10 protein-coding genes are annotated in these 17,577 nt (G+C 72.9%); 2 read left to right on the top strand and 8 right to left on the bottom strand.

The window, feature by feature from the left end:
* Positions 1 to 16: 16 nt before the first annotated feature.
* The 3 genes from ACFZBX_RS05770 to ACFZBX_RS05780 all read right to left on the bottom strand — a co-directional run bounded on the left by ACFZBX_RS05770 (position 17) and on the right by ACFZBX_RS05780 (position 7,246).
* On the bottom strand, positions 17 to 1,987 hold the full coding sequence (locus ACFZBX_RS05770; protein ID WP_391531692.1) for a serine/threonine protein kinase: 1,971 nt from the start codon (positions 1,985 to 1,987) through the stop codon (positions 17 to 19).
* A 231-nt stretch (positions 1,988 to 2,218) separates the two neighbouring features.
* Positions 2,219 to 4,738, bottom strand: coding sequence for a murein biosynthesis integral membrane protein MurJ (murJ, locus tag ACFZBX_RS05775; RefSeq protein WP_391531693.1), 2,520 nt, complete (start codon positions 4,736 to 4,738; stop codon positions 2,219 to 2,221).
* A 57-nt stretch (positions 4,739 to 4,795) separates the two neighbouring features.
* On the bottom strand, positions 4,796 to 7,246 hold the full coding sequence (locus ACFZBX_RS05780) for a DUF6049 family protein (RefSeq protein ID WP_391531694.1): 2,451 nt from the start codon (positions 7,244 to 7,246) through the stop codon (positions 4,796 to 4,798).
* 381 nt (positions 7,247 to 7,627) lie between these two features.
* On the opposite strand from ACFZBX_RS05780, the gene ACFZBX_RS05785 reads away from it, so the two are divergent.
* On the top strand, positions 7,628 to 9,049 hold the full coding sequence (locus ACFZBX_RS05785) for a CCA tRNA nucleotidyltransferase (RefSeq protein ID WP_391531782.1): 1,422 nt from the start codon (positions 7,628 to 7,630) through the stop codon (positions 9,047 to 9,049).
* A 68-nt stretch (positions 9,050 to 9,117) separates the two neighbouring features.
* On the opposite strand, the gene ACFZBX_RS05790 is transcribed toward ACFZBX_RS05785, so the two are convergent.
* From ACFZBX_RS05790 to ACFZBX_RS05810, 5 genes are all read right to left on the bottom strand, one after another.
* Positions 9,118 to 10,179, bottom strand: a complete 1,062-nt coding sequence (locus ACFZBX_RS05790; protein ID WP_391531695.1) for a hypothetical protein — start codon at positions 10,177 to 10,179, stop codon at positions 9,118 to 9,120.
* Between the two features lie 36 nt (positions 10,180 to 10,215).
* Positions 10,216 to 10,851 carry a hypothetical protein gene (locus tag ACFZBX_RS05795; protein ID WP_391531696.1) on the bottom strand — a complete coding sequence of 212 codons (636 nt, stop codon included), beginning with the start codon at positions 10,849 to 10,851 and terminating at the stop codon, positions 10,216 to 10,218.
* A 51-nt stretch (positions 10,852 to 10,902) separates the two neighbouring features.
* Positions 10,903 to 12,246 (bottom strand): MFS transporter, encoded by a 1,344-nt coding sequence (locus ACFZBX_RS05800; RefSeq protein WP_391531697.1) that lies wholly within the window; start codon positions 12,244 to 12,246, stop codon positions 10,903 to 10,905.
* Between the two features lie 138 nt (positions 12,247 to 12,384).
* Entirely contained in the window at positions 12,385 to 13,467 is a 1,083-nt protein-coding gene (locus tag ACFZBX_RS05805; RefSeq protein ID WP_391531698.1) for an inositol-3-phosphate synthase, read from the bottom strand.
* 127 nt (positions 13,468 to 13,594) lie between these two features.
* A complete protein-coding gene (locus ACFZBX_RS05810) occupies positions 13,595 to 14,293 on the bottom strand; it encodes a helix-turn-helix transcriptional regulator (protein WP_391531699.1) in 699 nt (232 codons plus the stop codon).
* A 353-nt stretch (positions 14,294 to 14,646) separates the two neighbouring features.
* Here ACFZBX_RS05810 and ACFZBX_RS05815 point away from each other — a divergent pair, with 353 nt between their 5' ends.
* Complete coding sequence (locus tag ACFZBX_RS05815) at positions 14,647 to 17,427, top strand: transglycosylase domain-containing protein (RefSeq protein WP_391531700.1); 2,781 nt, start codon at positions 14,647 to 14,649, stop codon at positions 17,425 to 17,427.
* Positions 17,428 to 17,577 lie beyond the last annotated feature (150 nt).

A 17,577-nucleotide genomic window follows, 5' to 3' on the forward strand; every position in this document is an offset into this window, starting at 1 on the left:
CCCTCGCAGCCCGCGGTCAGCCGAAGACCTTCACGTCGGCGATGTGGCCCTGGAACTGACCCGAGTACTGCATGCCGTCCGGGTTCCTGGACAGGCTGGTCAGCCAGATCAAGAGATAGCGGGTGGTGACCGGGCTGTCCAGCTTGTAGGTGAGGCTGGTGCCGGACTCCTTGCCGATGACGCTGAAGTCCTTCGGCTTGGCCGCCGTGGGGTTGGCGACGCCCTTGCCGGGCATCCGCAGCTCGGCGGTGGCGGGGGTGCCGAGCTTGACGTTCACGCTGGAGACGGTCTGCGGCGAGCCGAGGTCGAGCAGCAGGCCGGTGCCCTCCTTGGCCTTCGGGCCGAAGGGGTCGCCGTACCAGTTGGTGGTCCACGCGCTGTTCGGGTCGCCGTCGGTGGCCTTGTCCAGGACGGACGTGCCCTCCGGACCGCCGCCCAGCGGGTTGTAGGAGATCGCCTGCGCGACCGGGACCGCCACCGGGTCGTGGGTCGCCGCGTGGGCGGTGGGGGTGGCGCTGGTGTTGCTGGGCTGGGGCGCCGCGGCGGCCGAGCTCCCCGGGCGCAGGTTGTCCACCAGCTGCCAGGAGGCCACGCCGATGGCGCCGAGGGCGACCGTCCAGGCGGTCACCTTGACCACCCGGCGCAGCCGTCGCCCGGCGTTGCGCACCGGGGCGGCCACCGGGGTGGGCCCGGTGCCGGGGGCGGCGACCACCCGGGTCGGGTTGGGCGCGGTCGGCAGGGCGTGGGTGTTGTGGCGCGGCGGGTTGGTGAAGACCGGCAGCTCGGGCTCGGGCTGGCGGATGCGCGGCATCAGCGCGACCGCCCGGGCGAGGTCCTCGGGGGTGGTGATCGGCTCGGCGTGGTGCGGCGGGTGGTCGAACAGGGCGCGGGAGGCCAGTTCGGACAGGCCCTTGTGGACGCCGGCGCGGACCTGGTCGGGTGCCACCTCGCCGATGTTCCTGGGCAGGCCCTGGAGGTCGTAGCGGTCCTCGGGGAAGGGCCAGCGGTGGGTGAGCGCGGCGAACAGCAGGGCGCCGATGGCCCGGGTGTCGGTGCGCTCGGCGTCCGTGCCGGCGTCCGCGTCGGCGTTCCCGGCGGGCAGGCCGCGCAGGGCGGCGTCCACCGCGATGCCGTTGATCCGGTACTGGCCGCTGTCGGTGCGCAGCACGCAGCGCGGGGTGAGCCGCAGGTGGGCCTGGCCGCGCCGGTGGGCGGCGGCCACCGCGTCGGTGACCTGGCGGACCATCTGGTAGGCCTCGTGCGGCTCCATCGGGCCGTCGGCGAGCAGCTTGGCGAGGTCGGAGGCGTGCGGCAGCCACTCCCGCACGACGTAGACCAGCTCGCCCTCCTGGACGGCGTCCAGGACCTGGACGAAGCGCGGGTCGCCGAGCAGGGCGGCGGACTTGGCGGCGGCCAGCACCTTGCGGGCGCGCTGGTGGCCGGCGGCCATCAGGTGGACGCCGACGGCGCGGCGCAGCTTCTCGTCGACGGCGCGCCAGCTGCTGAAGGTCTCGGTGGAGGAGATGCACTCCTCCAGCCGGTAGCGGTTGCCGATCATGTCGCCGCTGTGCCGCAGCGGGGCGGGGAGGGTCTGCGGCAGGGTGGCGGTGTCCCGGGGGTCGTGGGTGGGCTGCGGGTCCCGGGGCGGGCGCTTGGCGGCGGCGTCGGCGGCCCGGCGGGCGGCGGCGTCGCCGGCGGCCAGTTCGGCGGCGATCTCGGTGGCCGACAGCGGGGCGGTGATCTCCGAGGTCTCCTCGCTCCCGGCCGGGGAGGTCCCGGCGCGGCCGGTGTCCTCGGCGCCGTCGCCGGTGTCCTCGGTGGAGGCGGTCGCCTCCCCGGCGCTCTTCCCGGCGGCCTTCCCGCCGGCGGCCGCGGCCGGCCGGGCCGTGCCGTCGGCGAGCGCGTCGATCGCCTCGGCCAGCGCGGCCTCGTCCGCCGCTCCGTCAGCTGCTGACGTGTCGACGACCGCCTTGGTGCCATCAGCCACCGTGGTCCAGCCTCCCCTTGTGTCGCCCCGGGCCTGAGAGAGAGTCGTTGGAGCGCTTCGGCCGGTGGCCCCGGTGCTCCAGGACAATTGTGCCCACTGTTCTCCACCGGGTACGACCGCCGAGAGGTCCGGGCGGTTGCCTGACGGTGGAGAGATGTGGTGCAGATCGGCATCGGGCCGCCGGGCCCAGGCCCGGGACGGTCCGGGGCGCGCGGGCGGCCCGATGCCGGATCAGCGGCCCAGTCGGCCGCGCACCATACCCAGCATGGCGTTCAGCTCCTCGATCCGCAGCCGCTTGGCGATGAGCACGAAGACGGCCAGCTGGAGTCCGCCGGCCAGCAGCACGGTCAGCACGGCCCCGGCCCAGCCACCGACGACCCGGGTGATCGCCAGGCTCACGCCCAGGCCCACCAGGGCGGCGGGGACGGAGGCCGTGGCCAGCCGGGAGTAGGTCTTGCCGATCCGCTTGGTGTCCAGGCCGCCGATCTTCTTCTTCAGCTTGGGCAGCGCGACCGTCACTCCGACGGCGTAGGCGACACCGTAGCCGAGGGCCATTCCGGTGACCGTCCACTCGGCGGGCAGCAGCAGCCAGCAGAGCAGCGAGAAGACGGCCTGGCAGGCGGCCACCCAGACGGTGTTGGAGAACGGCGTGCGGGTGTCCTCGTAGGCGTAGAAGCCGCGGAGCATCACGTACTGCGCCGAGTAGGGGATCAGGCCCAGGGCGAAGGCGGAGAGCATCAGGCCCACGTTGCGGGCGTCGCCCAGGGCGACGTCGCCGCCGCCCACCGCGTAGATGGACTGGCCGATGGCCGGGCCGAGCGAGAGGAAGAGGAACGCCGCCGGGACGACCGCGACGGCCGTGGTGCGCAGCCCGTAGGAGAGGTCGTCGCGGACGGCGCCGGCGTCCTCGTCGGCGGCCGCGCGGGACAGCCGGGGCAGCACCGCGCTCATGATCGAGACGGTGATGACGGCCTGCGGGAGCTGCCAGATCAGCAGGGCGTTGGAGAAGGCCGCGAGGCCGACACCGCCGTGGCCGTCCGCCGCGGCGGCGCTGCCGGCGGCGATGGCCAGCTGGGTGATGACCAGGTAGCCGGCCTGGTTGGCGAGCACGAAGAAGAACGTCCACTTGGCCAGCCGGGCCGCCTTGCCCAGGCCGTGGCCGCGCCAGTCGAAGCGCGGCCGGAAGGAGAAGCCGGCCGCCCGCAGGTAGGGGATCATCGCCAGCGCCTGCACGACGAGGCCCACCAGGGTGCCGATGCCGAGCAGCCGGACGCCCTCGGGGGTGATGGTCGCCGGGGTGACGCGGGTGCCGTCGAAGCCGCCGTACACCCAGATGTAGGCGCCGAAGGTGAAGATCACCACGATGTTGTTGAGGACCGGGGTCCACATCATCGCGCCGAACCGGCCGCGGGCGTTGAGGATCTGCCCCATCACCACGTGGATGCCCATGAAGAAGATGGTCGGCAGGCAGTACCTGGTCAGCGCCACGGTGGTGTCCGCGTGGGCCGGATCCACCATCATCTTGTGGGCGATCAGCTGGACCAGCAGCGGTGCCACGAGCACGGCCAGCAGGACCACGCCGGCCAGGCCGACCATCACCAGGGTGAGCAGCCGGTTGGCGTAGGCGGTGCCGCCGTCGGCGTCGTTCTTCATGCTGCGGACCAGCTGCGGCACGAAGACGGAGTTCAGCGCGCCGCCGCCGATCAGGATGTAGAGCAGGGTCGGCAGGGTGTTGGCCGCGTTGTAGGAGTCGCCCATCACGGCGATGCCGATCGCGCCGGCGATCACCATCGTGCGCAGGAAGCCGGTGCCGCGGGAGACCAGGGTGCCGGCCGCCATGATCGCACTGGAGTTCAGCAGCGAGGCGACCTTGCCGCCGGAGGTCTTGCCGGCGCTCTCCTGCGGGGCCGCGGGGGCGGACTGCTCCTCGGCCGCGAGGTCGGCGAGCGGCTCCACCGCGGGCGGCAGCTGCACGGCGGCCACCTGCATGGTGGCCTCGTCCTCGGCGAGCGGCGGGTCGAACTCGATCGGCGGTACGAAGGGGCGCTGCCCGTCCTGGCCGTGGCCGCCGGGGCCGGGCCCGTACAGGGGCTGCGGAGCGGGCTGCCCCGGGTACGCGCCGGCCGGGGGGAACGGCGCGGGCGGGGCGGCCGGGAACTGCGCGACGGGCGGCTGGACGGCCGCCTGCTGCTGGTGGGGGGACTGCTGGGCGGGCGGCCGGGGCGCCTCGGCGGTCACCTGGTTCCCGCCGAACAGCCCGTCCACCCCCACGTACTCGGTGGACTCGGAGTCCCAGGAGGAGTGCGCCGGTCCTGGCTGCCACTGCGGCTGGCCGCCCCAGCCCTGGGCCGCAGCGGCGGGCGGGACCGCGGGGGCGGCCGGAGCCGCCGGAGCGGCGCCCTGCGGCGGCGGCGCGTCCCGCCAGGCGGCCGGCGCCGGGGTGTCCCAGCCGGGCTGCACCGGCGGAACCGGCGGGGAGAACGGCGTCGGAGGCACCGGTGCCGGGTAGTCGCCGCCCTGCGGCGGCAGCTGCGGCGGCACGTCGTACGCGGCCGCCGGCTGCTGCGGCGCGGCGGGCCGGGCGGCCCGCAGGCCGTACGGGTCCTGCTCGCCCGGACCGCCCTGGTACGCGTCGGCCGCGTACGGGTCCTGGGCGTAGGTGTCGGCCACGTACCAGTCGCCGGACGGCGACTCGGCGCCCGGACGGACCTCTCCGCGGCCCGGAGGCCGCTCCTCGCTGCGCCCGGTCATGTCACCTCTTCGCTGTCGTGGGGGAGGCCGCCCCGGGAACGGGCGGTGTCGGCGGTGTCAAGGACCAACCTTCTCATCACTGGTGGCCCGATCCCGGCCATCCGCGCTGCTGTCGCGCGGTGTCCGCGCCGCTCCGTCCGGGCCGCCCCCGTCGTCGGGACCGTCCGCCGGGCCGGCCCCCGGGTCCGCGGCCGGGCCGTCGTCCGGCCCGTCGGCCGGGGCGAGCGGCGCGTCGCCCTCGTCGTCGCGCACCACCCGCCGCTTGCGCTGGCGCAGGAACCGCAGGGCCGCGAGCAGCAGCAGCACCAGGCCGCCGCCGAAGACGTACAGCACGCCGTTGGTGACCGAGGTGACCTCGACCCGGAACACCACCGGCTCGCCGTACGGCTTCGGGTCGGGTCCGGTGGTGTACAGCTGGGCGGTCATGTTGACCGTCCCGTTGTTCTTGGCCTCGGCCGGGAAGCGCAGGGTGACGCTCTGCGAGGCGGGCAGCACCAGCTCCTCCGCCGGCAGCTCGACCCGCAGCCGGTTGGGCTGGCTCGGGCTCAGCACCAGCTTGAGGTTGGTGACCGTCTGGGTCAGGTCGTTGCGCACGCTGACCTGGAGCACACCGGTGTCCCCGGCGAAGGTGATGACCCGCTTGGGCGGCACCTTCACCGCCCTGGTGAGTTCGTCGAGGTAGCTCTGCACGCCGTCGCGGTAGACGCCGCCGGCCGGGGCCTGGGTGCGCCACCCGGTCGACAGCGAGCGGACCATGGCCGCGCTGAACGGCCCGCGCACCCGCTGCGGCAGGGTCAGCACCTGCATCAGGGTGTCCAGGTCGGCCTGGATCCGGGTGGTGGCGGTCAGGTCGGCGGCGGGCAGCTCCGAGTCGCGGACCCGGCCCGGGTAGTCGGTGGACGCCGGGACGGCGTTGTTGGCCCTGGCGTCCGGCGTCGCCTGGGCGAGCACGTCCAGCCTGGCCGGCTCCACCCACTTGCCGTCCTGGGCCGCCTGGAGGGCACCGGCCAGCACCTTGGCGGTGCCGGCGGTGAGGTCGCGCGGCGGCATGACGAGCAGGCCGCGCGGGTTCTGCGGCTCCTGCCGGGAGATCACGAAGGTCTCGGCGAGGAACCGCTGCACCGCCAGGGTCTGGTCCTGCGGGTTCGCCAGGTCCTCCTCGAACAGCGTGGAGATCACCTGGTCGGCGACCAGCGCGGTCTGGCCGTTGCCGATCGGCCGGGCGGCCGTGGGGGTGTACTTCAGCGCGTCCGACTCGGGCAGGCTCGCGCCGTTCACCAGCACCAGGCCGGCGCCGGCGCGCTGGGCGACCGAGGCGATCCGCTGGTCCAGGTAGCCCCGGTAGGGCCAGGCGACGTCGGAGCGGGTGTCCACCGAGAGCCGGCCCTCGACGGTCAGCCGGCCGGCGGTGGCCGCCTTGCCCAGGGCGGCGTCGATGCCCTCCAGCTCGGGGGCGTTGTGCGCGATCGAGGCGAGGTCCGGGTCGGCGTAGGGCAGCGCCACCACCTGGCTGCCCGGCTTGGCGACGGCGGCCCGCAGCTTCTCCAGCCAGGCCGTGGCGGCGGCCGTGCCGGTGCCGCGGACGGTGTTGTCCTCCTTGGCCGCGTTGCCCGCGGTGCCGGGCTTCTGCACCCGGTAGTCCTTGGTCATCGCGAACGCGGTGTCCAGCAGGTCCGGGTCGACCACCCAGGTCAGCCCGGTCAGCGAGGCGCCCGTCTCGACCAGCGCGTACAGCCGCCCGCCGGGCGCGAACTCGGCGGCCAGGCTGTCGTCGCGCAGCACCGGGACGGTCTGGTCGTTGTCGGAGAGGGTCTGGGCGGCCAGCACGGGGGCGTGCACCAGCGGCCACAGGGTGGTGACCTTGGACGGCTGCGCCTCGGTCGGCGTCGGGTTGTACGGCAGGAAGGTGCGGGCGATGCCCAGCGGGCGCTCGCGCTGGTTGTCGGTGGTCGAGCCCCAGACGTCCACCGCCAGCTCGTACACGCCCTCGGTGGTGAGCTGCAGGTCGGCGACGGCGACGCTCAGCGTGTACGGCTGGCTCTGGCCGGGGCCGAGCTCGTTCAGCGCGTACTGCGGGCTGTCCAGCGAGATGCCGTCCGCCCCCTGCGGGGTGGTCCGGGTGAGCACCCCGGCGAGTTCGCTGCGGGTGGTGAGCGGCTTGCCCGCCCAGGGCTTGCGGACCGTCGCGTGCGCGGACTTGAGGACGGACTTCCCGCCGTTGGTGACGTGCCCCGAGATGGTCACGATGCCGTTCTGGACGGCCGTCGGCTTGTTCACCGACTCGATGGTCAGCGTCACCGGGTACTCGGCGGTGACCGTCGACTCGGTTGCCGGGCGCGCCTCGCCGGCCGTGGCCGGGGCCGCGGCGGCCGTCGGGAGGCCGGGCAGCGCCGAGGCGAGCACCAGCGCGGCGCCGAACGCGCCGGCCAGCCGCCGGGCGGTTCGTCGCAGGACCCGCCCGGGGCGTCCGCCCGCCCGCTGTCCCGGGTGCCGTGCCGGCTCACTCACGCGGTCCGCCCTCGCTCACGGGTTCGCCCTCGCCGTTCTCGATCGCTGCTGCTGGTGCCGTGCTGCTGCGGATGTTCCGCCGGCCGTGGGGGATGCCGTGAGGATCAGCCGTGAAGAAGATGTGGCCGGCCGCCGCCCGGACGGCCATGACGGCGCACGGGACCGCGACCCGCCGTCGGTGCCCCGGACTCGTCCCACCGGCATGGTAACGATGTGGTGAGGGGTGCGGTGTTGCGGGCCGGGGAGTGAGCGGGTGGAAACGCGCGGGCGGCGGGGCCGCCGGGCCACGTACCCTTGTGAGCCGTGTCCACTGCCAATGAGCCCACCGCCCACCCGACCGGCGCCCATCATTCCAGTTCCGCCGTCCAGGTCGTCCCCGGCCTGAGCGAGGCCCAGACCCTGGGCCTCCAGGAGCTGCTGCGGGTGTCCCCGGTCGCCGACGAGATCGCCCGCCGCTTCCAGGCGGCCGGTCACCGGCTCGCGCTGGTCGGCGGCTCGGTCCGGGACGCCCTGCTGGGCCGGCTCGGCAACGACCTGGACTTCACCACCGACGCCCGTCCCGAGCAGGTCCTCAAGCTGGTCCGCGGCTGGGCCGACGCGGTCTGGGACGTCGGCATCGCCTTCGGCACGGTCGGCGCGCGCAAGGACACCCCGCAGGGCTCCTTCCTGATCGAGATCACCACCTACCGCTCCGAGGCCTACGACCGCACCTCCCGCAAGCCCGAGGTGACCTACGGCGACACCATCGGGGAGGACCTGGTCCGCCGCGACTTCACGGTCAACGCGATGGCCGTCGACCTGCCCGGCCGCGGCTTCGTCGACCCGCACCACGGCCTGGAGGACCTGGAGGCCCGGGTGCTGCGCACCCCCGCCACCCCCGAGGAGTCCTTCTCCGACGACCCGCTGCGGATGATGCGGGCCGCCCGGTTCGCCGCCCAGCTGGACTTCGAACCGGCCCCCGAGGTGGTCGCGGCGATGACCGCGATGGCCGACCGGATCGCCATCGTCTCCGCCGAGCGGGTCCAGGCCGAGCTCAACAAGCTGCTGCTGGCCAAGCACCCGGTCAAGGGCCTGCGGCTGCTGGTCGACACCGGACTGGCCGACCACGTGCTGCCGGAGCTGCCCGCGCTGCGCCTGGAGCGTGACGAGCACCACCGGCACAAGGACGTCTACGAGCACTCGCTGACCGTCCTGGAGCAGGCCGTCGACCTGGAGCGGGAGGGCCCGGACCTCACCCTGCGGCTGGCGGCGCTGCTGCACGACATCGGCAAGCCGCGCACCCGCCGCTTCGAGTCCGACGGCCGGGTCTCCTTCCACCACCACGAGGTGGTCGGCGCCAAGATGACCCGCAAGCGGATGCGCGAGCTGAAGTACTCCAAGGAGCTCACCGAGGACGTCTCGCGCCTGGTCGAGCTGCACCTGCGCTTCCACGGCTACGGCGGCGGCGAGTGGACCGATTCGGCGGTGCGCCGCTACGTCACCGACGCCGGCCCGCTGCTGGAGCGGCTGCACAAGCTGACCCGCTCGGACTGCACCACCCGGAACAGGAAGAAGGCGGCCGCGCTCTCGCGCACCTACGACGGCCTGGAGACGCGGATCGACGAGCTCAAGGCGCAGGAGGAACTGGACGCCGTCCGCCCGGCGCTGGACGGCAACCAGATCATGGAACTGCTCGGCCTCAAGCCCGGCCCGATGGTCGGCAAGGCGTACAAGCACATGCTGGAGCTGCGGCTGGAGCACGGCCCGATGGAGCACGAGGCGGCGGTGGCCGCGCTGCGCTCCTGGTGGGACGCCCAGCAGTAGCGGTCCGGAACGGCGGCGGGGGCGGCCCGGGTTCTCCCCGGGGCCGCCCCCGCCGCCGTTCCCGGGGCTCAGAGCTTCTTCAGGCAGAGGACGAAGCTGAGCGCCTCGGTGCTGGAGTCGCGGGTGTAGGTGCTCTCGGTGCCGGCGACGTTCTCGCAGGCCTTGTCGTTGTCGCTGGTCGCGTAGACCTTCTTGATCACCTTGTACTGGGCGCGGCTGTCGGTGCACGGCAGCATGGTGATCCGCGGGTTGGCGTCGTGGGTGGCCGCGGTGCCGTTCTCGTTGCGCAGGCAGTCGCCGGCCTTGGCGTAGTCGATGTCGCCGGGCACCTTGGAGGTGGCGGACGGCGTCGGCAGGGTGACCGTCGGGGCCGGGACCGGCGGCACCGAGAAGGTCGGCGAGAAGGTCGGCACGGGGATGGTCACCGTGGTCGGCGTGGGCAGCACCAGCGGCCGGTAGGGGTCGTCGGCGTGCCGGGCGCCGAGGAACGCGCCGGTCGCGATCAGCACGATCGTCGAGCCGATCCCGAGCACCGGCAGCAGCAGCATGAAGATGTGCGGGCGCTTGGTGAGCGGCACACCCGGGTCGAGCTGCGGTCCGTGGGTGCCGGGCGCGGGCGGCGGCAGGTCCTTGATCCTGTTGTGGGCGGCGAGGTTCCGCAGCAGGGTGACCACCGTGAAGATGCCGGAGAGGTAGCTCCACCAGCCCTGGACCAGGGTGCGGGCCGACATGTCGCGGATCATCGCGGTGCCGCAGGTGCGGCAGAACGGCCCCGGCTGCTTCAGGAACCGCATGATGATGATGATGCCCTGGTGGCCCCGGACGGTGGTGTCGACGGCCGGGAAGCCGCCGCAGAACCGGCAGACCGGCCCGCCCGGGTGGGCGTAGCCGGCCGGCGCCGGGTAGCCGCCAGCCTGCGGCGGGTAGGCGTAGCCGCCGGGCGGGGCCTGGGCGGGCATGCCGTACCCGGGCGGCGCGGCCGGCGGCGGGGCGGTCGGGTAGCCGTAGCCGGCGGGGGCGGCCGGCGGCTGCGGGGCGGGCGCGCCGTACGGGTTTCCGGTGGCGTACGGGTTGGCGCCGTCGGCGGGCGGCGTCGAGCCGTACGGCATCTGGGGCGGCGGAACGGACAAGGGGATCCCCCGGGAGGAAGGTCGGGTGGCGGGCGGTCAGGACTTCTTGACCGGCGGGACGCCGGCGAGCGGGCCGAGGCAGAGCACGTACCGCTTCTTGTTCCAGCGGCGGCCGCTCTTGCCCGAGACGGTGCTGGTGGTGCCCGCGGTGCCGCGGCACAGGGTGGTGTCGGTGGTGGAGTCGAACTTGGCCAGCACCTTGTGGTTGGCCTTGCCGTCGGTGCACTTGACCACCGAGACGTCGCGCGAGCCGGAGGCCTTGACGCAGTCGCCGGCCTTGGCGCTGCTGACGCTCGGGCCGGAGACGAAGTAGCCGACGATCAGGGCGATCACACCCAGGACCAGGCCGACGGCCTTCAGCCGGGCCTTGCCGCGGCCCTTCGCGGCCGGTGCGCCGGCCGGGACCGGGGCGGCCGGCGGGTAGCCGTGCGGCGAGGGCGGGCCGTAGGGGGCCTGCGGGTGGGCCTGCGGGTAAGGCTGCTGCGGGTAGGCCTGCTGCGGGTACGGGGGAGCCGGCGGGGGTGCGGCCTGGGCGGCCGGGTAGCCGTAGCCGGGCGGGGGCGGCGGCGGGGCACCGTACCCCTGCGGCGCGCCGTACGGCTGGGGCGCCCCGTAGGGCTGCGGCGCCCCGTACGCCTGCGGTGGTCCATACGGATGTGGTGGTGTACTCATCAGATTGTCCCCCGAGACAGGCCGCTGTCGCTGCGACAGATCTGACGTACCTTAGCGACTCGCGCCGACGTCCCCCGGGAGCGGGCCGGTCCGGCGGGCGGAGCGCAGGTAGAGCACGGCCGACACCGCGTACACCAGGGCCACGCCCAGGACGACCGGCACCGAACGGCCGGAGAGCGGCAGCACCAGCGCGGTCACCAGGGCGGCGGCCACGAAGGCGACGTTGAAGAGCACGTCGTAGATGGCGAAGACCCGGCCGCGGAAGTCGTCCTCGACCGACTCCTGCACCACGGTGTCGGCGCAGATCTTGGTGCCCTGGGTGACGACGCCCAGCAGCAGCGCCGCGATCAGGCAGGGCACCAGGCCGAAGGTGAGGCCGAGCGCGGGCACGAAGACCACCGGAGCGGCCAGGCAGAGCGTCATCCAGCCGGCCAGCCCGAGCCGCCGGCTGCACCAGGGGCTGATCACCGCGGCGATGAAGAAGCCGGCCGCGGAGAGTCCGACCGCCTGCCCCAGGGTGGCCAGGCCGGCCGCGCTGTCGGCGGGGTCGTTGAAGGTGTACCGGGCGAGCATCACCACGACCACGATCAGCACGCCGTAGCAGAACCTGGCCGCGGTGACGGCGGCCAGCGCGTGGGCCGCCGGCCGGCGGTCGCGCACCAGGTGGGTGACGGCGGCGCGCAGCTCGCGGGCCGCCTGGACCAGCGCCCGGCCGAGCGCGGGGCGGTCCGGGTGGTGCTCGGGACCGAGCAGGTCCCGGTCCATCCGCAGCGCGGCCAGCGAGGCGGAGAGGTAGAGGAGGGCGGCGATCGAGACCAGGGCGGCGTCGGCCTCCGGCCCGGGAGGCATCAGCTGGTGGAGCAGGAAGCCCAGCCCGCCGCCGCAGGCGGCCGCGACCGTGCCCAGGGTGGGGGAGAGGGCGTTGGCGGTGACCAGTTGCTCGCCGCGCACCACCCGGGGCAGCGCCGCCGACAGGCCGGCCAGGATGAACCGGTTGAGCGCGGTGACCAGCAGCGCGGAGGCGAAGAAGAGTCCGCTCGGTGCCTGGACCAGGAGGAGGGCGCCGGTGACCAGGCCCAGTCCGAAGCGGGCGAGGTTGCCGAGGTAGAGCACCTGGCGGCGGCGCCAGCGGTCCAGCAGGACGCCGGCGAAGGGGCCGATCACCGAGAACGGCAGCAGCATCACGGCCAGCACCGAGGCGATGTCGGCGGGCGAGGACTGCTTCTCCGGGGAGAACACGACGTAGGCGGCGAGCGAGACCTGGAAGACGCCGTCGGAGAGCTGGGACAGCACCCGGGCGGTCAGCAGCCGGCGGAAGTCACGGCCGCGGAGCAGGTCGAGGAGCGTGGCGCGGTGCGCGGTTCGGTGGGTACTGCCGTTCTCGGTGATCGCCACGTGCCCAGAGTGCCACGGAACGGGCCGGTGTTTCACGTGAAACATCCGCGCGCGGAAGGTGAACGGGCCCACGGTCGTCGACCGTGGGCCCGTTCGGTGCCCGAGCGGACCGGGCTCACCGCCCGGAGGTGCTCAGGGTCAGCGCTCGACCTCGCCGCGGATGAACTTCTCGACGTTCTCGCGGGCCTCGTCGTCGAAGTACTGGACCGGCGGGGACTTCATGAAGTACGAGGAGGCGGAGAGGATCGGGCCGCCGATGCCGCGGTCCTTGGCGATCTTCGCGGCGCGCACGGCGTCGATGATGACACCGGCGGAGTTCGGGGAGTCCCAGACCTCGAGCTTGTACTCCAGGTTCAGCGGGACGTCGCCGAACGCGCGGCCCTCCAGGCGGACGTAGGCCCACTTGCGGTCGTCCAGCCAGGCCACGTAGTCCGACGGGCCGATGTGGACGTTGTTGGAGCCCAGCTCGCGGTCGCGGATCTGCGAGGTGACGGCCTGGGTCTTGGAGATCTTCTTGGACTCCAGGCGCTCGCGCTCGAGCATGTTCTTGAAGTCCATGTTGCCGCCGACGTTCAGCTGCATGGTGCGCTCGAGGATGACACCGCGGTCCTCGAACAGCTTGGCCATCACGCGGTGCGTGATGGTCGCGCCGACCTGGGACTTGATGTCGTCACCGACGATCGGCACGCCGGCCTCGGTGAACTTGTCCGCCCACTCCTTGGTGCCGGCGATGAACACCGGGAGGGCGTTCACGAAGGCGACCTTGGCGTCGATGGCGCACTGGGCGTAGAACTTGGCGGCCTGCTCGGAACCGACCGGCAGGTAGCAGACCAGGACGTCGACCTGGGCGTCCTTCAGGGCCTGGACGACGTCGACCGGGGCCTCGTCCGACTCCTCGATGGTCTCCCGGTAGTACTTGCCCAGGCCGTCGAGGGTGTGGCCGCGCTGGACGGTGATGCCGGTCGGCGGCACGTCGCAGATCTTGATGGTGTTGTTCTCGGACGCCGAGATGGCGTGCGCGAGGTCCTGGCCGACCTTCTTGGCGTCGACGTCGAAGGCGGCGACGAACTCCACGTCACGGACGTGGTAGTCACCGAACTGGACGTGCATCAGCCCGGGGACCTTGCCGGCCGGGTCGGCGTCCTTGTAGTACTCGACACCCTGCACCAGCGACGTGGCGCAGTTGCCCACACCCACGATGGCTACGCGAACCGAACCCATTCCGGTTGCTCCCTGTGATCTCATGAGCGCCGCCGAGGGTCGGCGGGACTCGTCCTGCTTCTTCGATGACTGCTGACGGGCGCGTGACGCGCCCACTCCTGCCGCGCGGCACAGGGCTGACGCGGTGTCAGCGCTCCTGGGAGGAGCGCCCCGGGCGGTCGTACGGTGGCCCGGGCGGGTCCACGGACCCGTCCTCCTGGCCTCGGCCGTCCGAAGTCTTGGGTGTTGCGGGGCCGGTCGCACCGGCCGAAGGGCCGGGGCGGCCTGAGCGGTTGGCCCGCTCGGTCTCGATCAGCTCGTTGAGCCAGCGGACCTCGCGCTCCACCGACTCCAGTCCGTGCCGCTGCAGTTCGACGGTGTAGTCGTCGAACCGCTCGCGGGCGCGGGCGAGCGAGTTGCGCATCCGCTCCAGGCGCTCCTCCAGCCGGCTGCGGCGGCCCTCCAGCACGCGCATCCGCACGGCCCGGTCGGTCTGGCCGAAGAAGGCGAAGTGCACGCCGAAGTGCTCGTCCTCCCAGGCGTCCGGGCCGGAGTCGGCGAGCAGTTCCTCGAACCGCTGCTTGCCCTCGGCGGAGAGCCGGTAGACGATCTTGGACCGCTTGCCGTTGAGCGCGGTGGCCGGGACGTACTCGGCCTCCGGGTTGTCCTCGACCAGGAAGCCCTGGGCCACCAGGCTCTTCAGACAGGGGTAGAGCGTCCCGTAGGAGAACGCGCGGAACGAGCCGAGCAGGACGTTGAGCCGCTTGCGCAGCTCGTACCCGTGCATCGGGGCGTCGTGGAGCAGTCCGAGAACGGCGAACTCCAGCACTCCTGAGCGCCTGCCCATTGCCTTCGTCCTCCTTTCCCCGGCCGGTCCGCGACCCGCCCGGTGTCGGCGGTATGTCGCTCCGATGTATCGGCTCGATATATCGAGAACAGTAAGCCTGGCTCCCCGAACCGGCAAGGGGGACTCGCGTGAATGTGATCACAAGGCGACGCGCGGGTGGGCTTGGCAACGGCCGTGTAATGATCTGCCGCCGTTTTGTGGTTATTGGCGGTTGATGCCCGATTGGTTCGGTTTCCGGGCTGCGTACGCTGTCGCGTGTGCACGAGGACCACCTCCGGGGTTAGGGCGGTTGCGGGCATCGGACGTGGACCCTGCCTTCAGGCTCGACCGGCCTGGCGAGGAGTAGCTGGAACATGAGCGAACGACGACGCAGGTCGCCAGGTGGCGACGGTCGTCCCCCGGGTGGAGACAACTGGCGTCCGGCGGGCGCCGGGCGGGACGAACTCGGCTCGGAGGGCCTCGGCCGGCGCAGACCGCAGGGCGGGCGGGACACCGCGCAGCAGCCCAGGATGACCCGCGCCGAGATGCGCAAGGCGGCCCAGAAGGGCGGCCGGCGCGGCGGGGAGGCCGGCGCCGTCGCGCCGGCGGCCGGACGGAACGGCGGCCCCGGCAAGAAGCGGTTCATCGACTACCCGCGCTTCGGCAAGCAGGGCGTCCGCCGCTGGCTGCCGTCCTGGCGGCAGTGGCTGAGCGCCGTGCTGCTCTTCGTCGCGGCCTGCGTGGGCGGGATCTTCTTCGTCTACCAGACGACCGAGATCCCCAAGCTCAACGCCCTGGTCGACGACCAGAACAACATCTACTTCTGGGCCGACGGCACCGAGATGGTCCGCAAGGGCGAGACCAACCGGCAGATCGTCGAGCTCGCCGACATCTCGCCCAACCTGCAGAACGCGGTCATCGCGGCGGAGAACGCGACCTTCCGCACCGACAGCGGCATCGACCCCAAGGGCATGATGCGCGCGGTCGTCAACATGGCCAAGGGCGGCGAGACCCAGGGCGCCTCGACGATCACCCAGCAGTACGTGAAGAACGCCTACCTGACGCAGGAGCAGACGCTCTCCCGCAAGGTGAAGGAGTTCTTCATCACCCTGAAGGTCAACCAGGAGTTCGAGAAGCCCGAGATCCTCAAGGGCTACCTGAACACCAGCTGGTTCGGCCGCGGCGCGACCGGCGCCCAGGCCGCCGCCCAGGCGTACTACGGCGTCAACGCCAAGGACCTCGACCTCTGCCAGAGCGCCATGCTGGCCGGCCTGCTCAAGGGCGCCTCGTTCTACGACCCGACGATCACGGCCAACCGGGCCCGCGCCGAGGAGCGCTGGACCTGGATCCTCAACCGGATGGTGGAGACCAAGAACACCACCCCCGAGGAGCGGGCGAAGTGCACCGCCTTCCCCGAGCCGATCAAGCCGATCCCGCCGGCCAACATGAACGGCCAGATCAGCTACCTGGTCGAGACCGCCAACAAGTACGTCATGGTCAAGGACCCGACGATCGACCAGCGGGCGATCGACAAGGGCGGCTTCAAGATCTACACGACCTTCCAGAAGGACAAGGTCGACGCCCTGCAGAAGGCCGTGGACGACGTCAAGGCCGAGACGCTCAACACCCAGAAGCGCCCGGACAACGACAACTTCGTCCAGTTCGGCGCGGCCAGCGTGGTGCCCAACGACGGGGCGATCGTCGCCATCTACGGCGGTGACGGCGTGGAGAACGGCCACCACGACAACAACGCCGACGCCCAGGGCGTCCAGGTCGGCTCGACCTTCAAGCCCTTCGTGCTGGCCGCCGCCATGCAGACCGGCGTGCAGACCGCGACCGACGAGAAGGGCAAGCCGCAGCGGATCAACGCCGACAGCCGCTACCTCTCCGACGACATGTCGGAGATCCGCAAGCCGGACGGCTCACTGGTGATGGGCGACGACGGCAAGCCCTACCGCCAGAAGAACGAGGAGAAGGGCAAGCGCGGCTACGTCTCGCTGCGGATGGCCATGCAGCACTCCTACAACGTGCCGTTCGTGCAGCTGAACCAGGACGTCGGCGGCCAGAACGTGATGCAGCTCGCCGAGGCGATGGGCATCCGCAAGGAGTCCATCGAGAAGGACGCGCACACCGCCACCTTCCCGCTCGGCGTCTCCCCCGTCAGCCCGATCCGGATGGCCGACGCCTACGCGACCTTCGCCGCCAGCGGCAAGCAGGCCGAGCCGTACTCGGTTACCAAGGTCCTGATGGACGGCAAGGAGCGGCCCGGCTTCGGCAAGCACGAGACCAGGCAGGCCCTGGAGCCGGCCGTCGCCGACAACGTCACCGACGTGCTGGTGAACGTGGCGAAGAACGGTACCGGCAAGAAGACCAACGCCCTGGGCCGCCCGGTGGCCGGCAAGACCGGTACCACCGACGAGAACAAGTCGGCCTGGTGGGTCGGCTACACCCCGCAGCTCTCCACCAGCGTGGCGATGTGGCGCGAGGACTCGGCCCACCCCGGACGGCTCTCGCTGAACGGCACCGGCGGCAAGGACTCGGTGCACGGTGGTGACGTCCCGGCGGACGTCTTCACCCGGTACATGAAGGCCGCGCTGGCCAACGAGAAGAAGATGGACTTCCCGACCCCGCAGCCGGTCGGCTCGCAGGTCGACTCCTCGGGCGCGCCCAGCACGGCGAGTGCCACGCCGACGCCGACCAGCACCGAGACCGCGCCCACCCTCCCGCCGGACCCGAACGCCGGGCAGCCGACCCAGCCGACGGTCCCCGAGCCGGCCTGCGTCCCGGGCGTCGACTGCCCGGGCACCGTGCCCACCCAGCCCCCCGCGCCGACCAAGACCAACCCCAACCCCGGTGGCGGCACCGTCGGCGGGACCGGCGGAGGAACCGGTGGCGGCACCGTCGGCGGCGGTACCGGCGGCGAGACCGGCGGTGGAGCCGGCACCGGCGGCAGCGGCACCGGCGGCGGCGCGGGCGGCACCACCCCCTCGCCGAGCTGCCTGATCGGCCCGCTCGGCTGCTCCACGCCGACCCAGCCGCCCACCACCGACCCGGGCGGCGGCGCCGGCGGTGCCACGGGCGGCCCGACCACCAAGCCGCCCAAGCCCACGACCTCGCCCTCGGTGCCCCCGGGCGGCGTCGCGGTGGCGCCGTAGGACGTTGATCAGGAACGGCGGTGGGGGGGGGGGCGGGGGCCCCCCCCCCCCGGGGGGCGGTGTGGGGGGGGGGGGGGGCGGGTACCCCCCGGCCCCCCCGGCGGGGACCCCCCGCCCCCCCGGGCAAAGGGGCCGGGGCCCCCCCGACCG

It is taken from the genome of Kitasatospora sp. NPDC008115 (assembly GCF_042957205.1).
GTDB lineage: Bacteria > Actinomycetota > Actinomycetes > Streptomycetales > Streptomycetaceae > Kitasatospora.